Here is a 792-nt window from a genome sequence, read left to right on the forward strand (position 1 = left end):
CGGCGGTCCTGACGGGCATAACCAAAGTAGGGGATAACGGCAGTGATACGGCCAGCTGAAGCACGACGCAGAGCATCCACCATGACGATCAATTCCATCAAATTGTCGTTGGTCGGGGCACAGGTGGATTGAATGATGAAGATATCGCCACCACGTACATTCTCATTGATCTGTACGCTGATCTCGCCGTCGCTAAAGCGACCTACGGCAGCATTGCCGAGTTTGATAAACAGGCGATCTGCGATCTTCTGGGCTAGTTCCGGCGTTGCGTTACCAGCAAACAGCTTCATGTCAGGCACGGTTTGAAACCTCGGGGTTGCATCCAGTATGTGGGGGAGTCTGAAATCAGACCCTATCGTTTTGGGGCAAACGATTTATCAAGATAACGTACAAGGTGTCTGCTGCCCAATGATTGTGATGATACCGGTAACCCGAATCCGTGGCCGAGTGCAAAACCGGCCACGTTAATCATCATCAATACCGTTCGGTAAAATTGGCTGGGGTACTAGGATTCGAACCTAGGAATGGCGAGATCAAAACCCGCTGCCTTACCGCTTGGCGATACCCCAATCATTTGAACTGTTGCAATGTGGAGAAGAGAGGTGATATGTTCTCGCCCTTGGCGACAAACCCATCAAGTCCCTTCGGCACGCAGGCCAACACTTCCCGAGCAGTCACTTCGTCTTCAAATTGAGCAAAGACGCAGGCTCCTGTGCCCGTCATTCTTGACGGCGCGTATTCTAGCAACCAGCCGAGCGCATTGGCAACCTCGGGGTGGCGCTTTTTCACCAG

General features: G+C 52.4%; 1 protein-coding gene, 1 tRNA gene and 1 pseudogene. All 3 read right to left on the reverse strand.

What is annotated here, in order from left to right:
• A partial coding sequence (gene prs / locus G5358_RS21460; RefSeq protein ID WP_421324926.1) for a ribose-phosphate diphosphokinase occupies window positions 1-299 on the reverse strand: 299 nt, incomplete at its 3' end.
• A gap of 195 nt (window positions 300-494) precedes the next feature.
• Window positions 495-569, reverse strand: a tRNA-Gln gene (locus G5358_RS21465).
• Window positions 549-792, reverse strand: a pseudogene (locus tag G5358_RS21470) (4-(cytidine 5'-diphospho)-2-C-methyl-D-erythritol kinase); the annotation flags it as partial. The gene G5358_RS21465 and the pseudogene G5358_RS21470, both read right to left, overlap by 21 nt.

The organism is Aeromonas sp. 604176, from assembly GCF_049170755.1.
Lineage (GTDB): Bacteria > Pseudomonadota > Gammaproteobacteria > Enterobacterales > Aeromonadaceae > Aeromonas > Aeromonas veronii_A.